This is a genomic window from Thalassospira permensis NBRC 106175 (genome assembly GCF_000714555.1).
Classification (GTDB): Bacteria; Pseudomonadota; Alphaproteobacteria; order Rhodospirillales; family Thalassospiraceae; genus Thalassospira; species Thalassospira xiamenensis.
Genome location: NZ_AUNC01000030.1, coordinates 20876 through 28536, shown reverse-complemented (window position 1 = coordinate 28536; position 7661 = coordinate 20876). Strand labels below are relative to the sequence as shown.

Sequence of the window (7661 nt, the reverse complement as noted above, 5' to 3'; positions counted from 1 at the left end):
AAGAACAAATCAAGAACTTTTTCCAAAAAAGCCGGAAAAAGTTCCCATTCAAAGCTCGGTGTGGAAAGAATGGTATGTTTTTCAATGTCTTGGTCGGGCGTTTTGTGATGGTTTGATGAAGTCGGCAAAATCGGCTGCTTTGGGCTTTGGCCCTGCGATTGCATCCATTATCCTTCGCGCTTGGTTCCATCGGGACCGCAGTGATCTGAGCACGGGGAAAGCATGACCGACCAAAACATGGCCAAGCCCGATTTACGCCTTTGGCAGATTTTCCTGATTTTTCTGCGTCTGGGGTTAACCAGCTTTGGCGGGCCGGTCGCCCATATCGGCTATTTCCGCGACGAATTCGTTCTGCGCCGCAGGTGGCTTTCGGATGCAACCTATGGCGATCTGGTTGCACTTTGCCAATTCGCGCCCGGTCCGGCCAGTTCGCAGGTCGGCATGGGGATCGGCATGTCGCTGGGCGGGCTTGCCGGTGCCTTTGTGGCATGGCTCGGTTTTACCATGCCATCGGCAATCGTTCTGGCCGTACTCGGGCTTGGCCTTTCGGCGGCTGATCTGGCGGCGACCGGGCCGGTGATCTGGGGGCTTAAGCTGGTTGCGGTTGGTGTGGTGGCGCATGCGCTTGTCGGGATGGCACGCAGCTTATGCCCCGATGTCCCGCGCGCCATACTGGCGCTGATTGCGGCGGCGTTGATGATTGCGATCAACAGTGTTGGCATGCAGGCAATCGTGATCATTGGCGGCGCCATCGCCGGTTTTGTGTTTCTGCGCGGTGATCATGGAAAGGTAGAGGGAAGCCTTGGTGCAGGCCTATCGCCGAAGGGGGCCATATGTGCCTTGGGCCTGTTTGCTCTGTTGCTGATCGGGTTGCCTTTATTGGCCAATATTGTCCCATCGCCCTGGCTTGCGGTGTTTGACGGGTTTTATCGCAGCGGCGCACTGGTTTTCGGCGGCGGGCATGTGGTGCTGCCGCTGTTGCAGGAAGCCGTGGTTGCCCCCGGATGGGTCGATCTGGATGTGTTTCTTGCCGGTTACGGTGCAACCCAAGCCGTGCCGGGGCCGATCTTTACGTTTGCGGCCTATTTGGGGGCTGTGTTGCAAAATGGGACCGGGGGGATTTGGGGCGCTTCTGTGGCCCTGATCGCGATTTTCCTGCCCGCGTTTCTTCTGGTGATCGGGTTATTGCCGTTCTGGGATCGCGTGCGGCATATACCCAAAATGCGCGCCGGACTGGCCGGGATCAATGCGGCGGTTGTCGGTTTGCTGGCATCGGTTTTATATGACCCGATCTGGACCGGAACCATCCATGACGTAAAGGACGTGGTTATTGTGGCCCTTGCGTTCGTCGTTTTGCAATGGCGCGTAATGCCGGTCTGGGCGCTTGTTCTTGCCGGGGGTGCCGGCGGGGCAGTGATGGGTGTTCTGGGTTTGGCGGAGGCAATCACCTGATCCGAAATTTAGATCCATGGATCCCTTATTCCGCGACCTGACGGGCACTTTCGACTTCTACGGTCGTATCCCCGTTGCGGGCGACAATATCGGGAAACAGGGCCGCAATCGATCCGACAAAGCGACGCAGATCAAAGGCATCTCTGTCGCGCGTCAGTCCCAGACGCACGATCACCAGTTCCTTTGATGGAATGATGCTGATCGATTGTCCGTCATGACCAAGGGCAAAGAACGCGTCATCGGGAACAGGCGGCCCATCGTCACGCAGATTTCCATCGCTGTCGCGTGCCCCCGGAAGTTCAAGCCACCAATGTGCGCCATAGATGCCGTTTGGGGCCGCTGGTGCCGGGGTGATGGAATAATCGACCCAACCTGCCGGCAGCAGGCGTTCATCGTTCCAGATGCCATCCTGCAGGAACAATTGGCCAATCTTGGCCCAATCGCGCGCGGTGGCATGCATGAAGCTCGACCCGATGAAATAACCGTCCTGATCTGTTTCAATGACGGCATTGCCAATGCCAAGCGGCCGGAACAGCAAATCAAACGGAATACGCTGATAGCTTTGGGACGAGCCACTGATATTGCGCATCGCAGCCGACAGAATGTTTGTCGCCCCGGAATTATAGGCAAAGACGGTGCCTGGACGATGTTCAAGCGGGCGGGCAACAGCAAATCCGGCGGCTGCCGGTTCGACAAACAGCATCTGAACCACGTCCGATAACGGGTTCCAGTAGCTTTCATCAAATGCCAGCCCGCTGCTCATATGCAGCAATTGGTCATAGGTGATAACCGAACGCGGATCGTTAAGCTGTGATTGCCATTCATTGATCAGGACCGGGCCGTCAACGCCGGGGAGCATATGTTCCTGCTGCATGCGGCCAAGCAGGGCATTGAAGACGCTTTTGGTCATTGACCAGCCGGGCAGGGGGGTGCTGGCGGTGATGCCCGGCGCATAACGTTCGGCAATGACCTTGCCCCGGTGCAAAACAACAATAGCCCGGCTGCGCCGCGAGGCATTGGTGCCGGGTTCGTCCATGGCGTCTGCAAGAATGGTGCTAAAGGCGCGCCGGTCGATATTGCCGGGCACGGATGCCGTTCGAAGCGGCTGGGCCGGGATCGGGCGAAGTAACGGGCTTGTCGTGCGAAGCTGTTCTATGCGTGCCGGATCATCGGAAAGTGTGCAGCCCAGATTGGGCCGATAAACAGCAATCCGTTTGCGAAAACCGAATGCATGCGCGCTGACCGTCTGATGACGCAAATCGACATTGGCGGTAATCAGCGACAAAGCAGGATTGTTGTCGGCCAGAACATCTTCTTCAAGTGCCCGGTTCGATGGCAGGCCATTCACAAAAATGGCCGAACACATGATTTTGGCCGTATAGCCCGCGCCGACCGGTGCCAGCCAGATAAAGAACGCGGAAATCACAAGAATGCCAAGCAATATCATGCCGATAAAGGTGGCTTTAATCCAGGTCATTCCGTTTCCCTTGCGCCGGGCGTTATTTGCCCTCTGCTTTTGTCAGGCAAAGAGGGTCGCCTGCTTTGCGGGATAGGTCAAGACAGCGCATTGTATAGTCGGACTAATCCGTGGCTACAATGCGGACCGCGCGGTATCGAAGCGAAATGACAAATCCCGCAAGGTAAAATCCGGCCAGCAGAAATGCCGCCCCCTTCCAGCTTGCCCAGTCGATCATCGCACCGGCGACCGGTGGAACAATCACAACGAAAATCTCGGCAAACTGGGCCAGCATCCCCTGAAGGGCGGGCATCGAAAGATCGCGACCGGCAATGCGCGGCAAAAGGGCAAAACATGTACCGGCAACCGATCCCTGCCCGATATTGAACAGGATTAATGCCAAGACGCTGATCACGATGTTCTGACTGACAAACAGGGCGAAGATGGCGGCTGCCATCACCGGAAGGCCGATGGCAAGGATCCGGCGGCCCGGGACATCGCGGCCCAGAAACATCCCGGCACCGACGCTTCCGATAATGTTTCCGGCAATCGCGGTGGTGCCGATGATGGCGGCAGCCACAGGAATGCTGATTGAAAGATTATCGGCCATCATGGCGGGCATGAACGCAAGGGCGGCGGACGTTGCCCCGGCAAAGGCCGCGAATGTCAGCGCAACCTGCATCGCCGGACGGGATTTCAGGACGCCGGAAATACCCGATGTCAGGGACCGGTTGAAATGCTGGTCGCGCGGTTTGGTCAGCAACATCAGGGCAGGCAGAAGAACGGCAACCGGGACGGTGCAGGCAACAACCGCCATGCGCCAGTCAAGCCATGCGACAATCGCGGCACTGGTCCAGTTCCCCATGGCAATGCCGACCGGGATAAAGGTGCCCCAGATGCTCATGGCCATGGCGACGGTTTTCGGATTGCCCAGATTGGCCATCCAGCTTGGCGCGCCCACCACAATCAGAAGATATCCGATACTGGTGACAAGGCGCCCGACATAAAGCATTCCGGTGTTTGATGCTGTTGCAAAGATTGCTGCCCCGATGATCATCATGATGCCGCCCAGAAACAGCGAACGGCGTAACCCGGCCTGTGCGGCCCAGACGCCTGCGGGAATCGCAAAAAGGGCCCCTGCCGCCGTGATCAGCGATGCGACAAGACCGAACTGCGCCTGGCTCAGATCAAAACCGGCACGAAGATCGGGGGCAATCGGCCCCACCAGACCAACCTGCATCGAGGCAGTCAATCCAAGGCCATACAGAACAAAAATTGCAAAAATCGGTGGCATGAGGGGGCAATCCGTTACGTCAGCAAACTGTCTGGTCGGGGCAAACCAGAAGAACGGATTTCTTTTAGCTGAAACCCGTTGCAACGATCCACGTATGAAATATGCGCGAAACGGCTATGCAGGTGGGTGGTCAAAGCCGGTCGTCAGACGAACGGCGGTACCATCGGACAGGAAAAAACGTTCCCACAGGATGAATTTATCGACAATCGGCATCGGCGGGCCGTTGCGCCCGGATGTTGCGAAACTCAGGTGATCGGCCTGATCTTCGTGCCAGCCCATGTCATGCAGGCGTTTTTCCGCCTGTGCGATTTCCGGCGTGGCAAAGCGCCAAAGGGATGTGCCAAGAAGATCACCAGAATCCCGTTGCCATTCCTTTTCGCGCGGTCCTGATGCGCACAGCAAACGATGGCTGCGATCCTCGATCAGATGAACACGTTGCCGCGAATGGATCACCAGCCGTTTGATCGCCTGATCCAATCGGAAATTGCGGTTGCGCGTCATCATCTGATGCAAAAGGTCGATCTGAAGCGGGGCGGGCGTTTGCAAACCCTTTTCCCAGCGCGATACGGTTGCCTGTGTCACGCCGACAATATCGGCAAGGCGTGCCTGTTTGATCTCGCTTTCGCGGCGCCATTGGCGCAGGCGGCGACCAAATTCAGGATCGGGTGCTGTCGGGGGCAGTAACTTCATCGCTCAACATCGCCTGACATTTCGAAAGGCAGCCCACCATAACACAGCCGGGAAATCAATAAAGGTTCAGGACGCAGCGCCAAGGCGATAGATATCGATCTGGCAGCGGCCATATTTGCGGCTATCAAGGGTTTCAAGGCCGTCGACTTCCGGTGCCGGTTCGCGCGGATCGCGTTCGGCAATGATCAGCGTTTCATCATTGATCCAACCGGCATTTGCCAGTCCCGTAATACTGGGACCAAGCAAATCCTTCTGATAGGGCGGATCAAGAAACACCATGCTGGCCGGTTCGGGCGCGCGTGGCGGTTTGGTCGCGTCGGCACGTTGAACGCGGGTTTTATCACCCAGTTTCAGATCGGCGATATTTTGTTCGATGGCGGCCAGTGCACCGCGATCAAGGTCAAAGAAAACCGCCTTTTGCGCACCGCGTGAAATGGCTTCAAGGCCGAGCGCCCCGGAACCGGCATAGGCATCCAGAATAAGTCCGTCATAAAGCGGGTTCTGGTCGTCCTCGTACCAGCGCGATGCATGTGTCAGGATGTTAAACAGGGCTTCGCGAACGCGATCCAGTGTCGGGCGTGTATCGCGCCCGGTGGGGGCGGTCAAAAGCCGCCCGCGAAGACTTCCGCCAACAATCCGCATTCTGCCTTAACCCTTTTTGCCGCGCGGACGATTGCCCGCCGGTTTCGATCCGCTGCGTCCCGCCGGGCGGTTGCCTGGTTTGCCATCGGCAATGCTGCCGCGGTTGTTGCCACCGGTATTGCCAGACGGCTTGCCGCGACCCCCACCAAACGATTTGCCGCCATCGTTGTTACGTTCACCACCGGCTTTGCCACCGGGCGCATAACGCCCGCGGCCTTTGTTGGCTGGGCGGTTTGTATTGTCGCGATCATCAAAACGATTATCCCGGTCGTTTCGAGCGCCGCGATCATTACGATCATTGCGGTCATTGCGATCTTCGCGGTTTTCCCGCGCAGGGCCGCTACGCGATACTTCTCCGCGTGCGACGGCCGGTTTGGCGCGATTACCCGGACGTGTCCGGTTTTCAAAGCTGTTCTCGGTCCGGGTGTCATCGGTGACGGTGTTTGGGTTGCTGCCCTGCTGGCGGCGGCGGGGGGCGGCGGGTTTGCCAAACACGGTGCGCGGTGCCTTGGGACGGCCGGTACCACCGCGCGCGACCGATTTCTTTTCGGAAACCTTGCTGTAATCACCCTTGAAGAACGCGGCCAGCTGTTCTTTCATCACCTTGCCGGTGATTTCTTCGCAATCGCCAGGTGCCAGATTGCCCAACTGGAACGGGCCATAGGATACACGCATCAGGCGCGTCACCGGCCAGCCAAGATGTTCCATCACGCGGCGGATTTCACGGTTTTTGCCTTCGCGAAGGGTCACGGTCATCCAGGCATTGCTGTCTTTCTGAACGTCAACCTCGGCCTGGATCGAACCGTAATTGATGCCGTCAACCGTAACACCGTCTTCAAGCTGTTTGAGTTTTGCCTCGTCAATCCGGCCGTGAACGCGCACACGATACCGGCGTGCCCAGCCGGTGGCGGGCAGTTCAAGATAACGGGCAAGCTCGCCGTCATTGGTCAGCAGCAAAAGACCTTCGGAATTCAGATCAAGACGCCCGACCGAAATCACGCGCGGCATATAGCTTGGCAGATGTTCGAAAACCGTATCGCGGCCCTGCTCGTCGCGGTGGCTGGTGACCAGCCCGCGTTTTTTAAACAGACGCCACAGACGCGGCTTTTCCTTTTGCGGCAAGGGTTTGCCATTGACGTAAATTTCGTCTTCGTCGGTGACGGTCACGGCCGGGCTGTCAAGCACCTTGCCGTTCAGCTTCACCAGACCTTCCTCGATCATGCGTTCGGCATCACGACGCGAACAAACGCCGGAACGGGCAATGCGTTTGGCAATGCGTTCGGGTTTGCTTTCTTCGGTATCTTCGGTCGGGTTCGGGGTCTGGTCGCTCATTTGCGGGCCTCGGAAATCAGGGCGTCGAAGATTTTCGCATCGCCCGAACTGATATGAAATTCGGGATGCCACTGCACCCCAAGACAATAACGATATCCCGGATGTTCAATCCCCTCGATCACGCCATCCGGGGCGACGGAATTGATGATCACATCCGGGCCAACCTTATCAACGGCCTGATGATGCGCGGAATTGACCGACAGGCTTTTGACATCGCCAACAATGCGCGAAAGCAGGGTATCGGCTTCGACGGTCACATCATGCCCCGGCTCGTTGCGCGGGTTGGGCTGTTCATGCGCCAGACAGTTTTCAACACTGTCTGGGATATGCTGGATCAATGACCCGCCAAGGATCACGTTCAACAATTGCTGCCCGCCGCAAATGCCCAGAACCGGCATGTTGCGTTTCAGCGCACCTTCGGCCATCGCCCATTCAAACTTGGTGCGGCGGTCTTTGGTGATCACCGTGTCATGGCGTTCTTCGGCACCAAACAGACTGGGATCGACATCAAACGCACCGCCGGTGACCACAAGCCCGTCAATCAGATCGAGCAGATCGGGAACCAGTTCCACCTCGTGGGGCAGGGGCATGGGAATGCCACCCGCCGCCGTGACCGCACCGGCATAGTTTTCACGCAGCGCATACCAAGGAAATTTGGAATAGCCACCGGGTTCCTCGGAATCAAGGGTAATGCCGATGATCGGTTTTCTGGCACTCATGTTCTGTCAAATCCCGTTGGTGGTGGCTGATGGTTGCTTTGCATATGTGCGATGCCATGAATTTGGCCGGAAACTA

7 protein-coding genes are annotated in these 7661 nt (G+C 57.6%); 1 reads left to right on the top strand and 6 read right to left on the bottom strand.

Features of this window, described 5'->3' with window-relative positions; translation table 11 throughout:
- Positions 1-222 precede the first annotated feature (222 nt).
- Positions 223-1452: a chromate efflux transporter gene (gene chrA, locus SMB34_RS14525; RefSeq protein WP_037991070.1), complete on the top strand. Its 1230-nt coding sequence runs from the start codon at positions 223-225 to the stop codon at positions 1450-1452.
- A gap of 25 nt (positions 1453-1477) precedes the next feature.
- On the opposite strand, the gene SMB34_RS14520 is transcribed toward chrA, so the two are convergent.
- The 6 genes from SMB34_RS14520 to SMB34_RS14495 all read right to left on the bottom strand — a co-directional run bounded on the left by SMB34_RS14520 (position 1478) and on the right by SMB34_RS14495 (position 7585).
- Entirely contained in the window at positions 1478-2929 is a 1452-nt protein-coding gene (locus SMB34_RS14520) for a serine hydrolase domain-containing protein (RefSeq protein ID WP_037991068.1), read from the bottom strand.
- A 103-nt stretch (positions 2930-3032) separates the two neighbouring features.
- On the bottom strand, positions 3033-4202 hold the full coding sequence (locus SMB34_RS14515) for an MFS transporter (protein WP_037991066.1): 1170 nt from the start codon (positions 4200-4202) through the stop codon (positions 3033-3035).
- A gap of 114 nt (positions 4203-4316) precedes the next feature.
- Positions 4317-4892, bottom strand: coding sequence for a helix-turn-helix transcriptional regulator (locus SMB34_RS14510; protein ID WP_051682319.1), 576 nt, complete (start codon positions 4890-4892; stop codon positions 4317-4319).
- Positions 4893-4958: 66 nt separating this feature from the next.
- Positions 4959-5534 (bottom strand): 16S rRNA (guanine(966)-N(2))-methyltransferase RsmD, encoded by a 576-nt coding sequence (gene rsmD / locus SMB34_RS14505; protein WP_007091241.1) that lies wholly within the window; start codon positions 5532-5534, stop codon positions 4959-4961.
- A gap of 6 nt (positions 5535-5540) precedes the next feature.
- Entirely contained in the window at positions 5541-6866 is a 1326-nt protein-coding gene (locus SMB34_RS14500; protein WP_084716632.1) for a pseudouridine synthase, read from the bottom strand.
- Positions 6863-7585: a gamma-glutamyl-gamma-aminobutyrate hydrolase family protein gene (locus tag SMB34_RS14495; RefSeq protein WP_037991064.1), complete on the bottom strand. Its 723-nt coding sequence runs from the start codon at positions 7583-7585 to the stop codon at positions 6863-6865. Before SMB34_RS14495 ends, SMB34_RS14500 begins: the two co-directional genes overlap by 4 nt.
- Between the last annotated feature and the right edge of the window lie 76 nt (positions 7586-7661).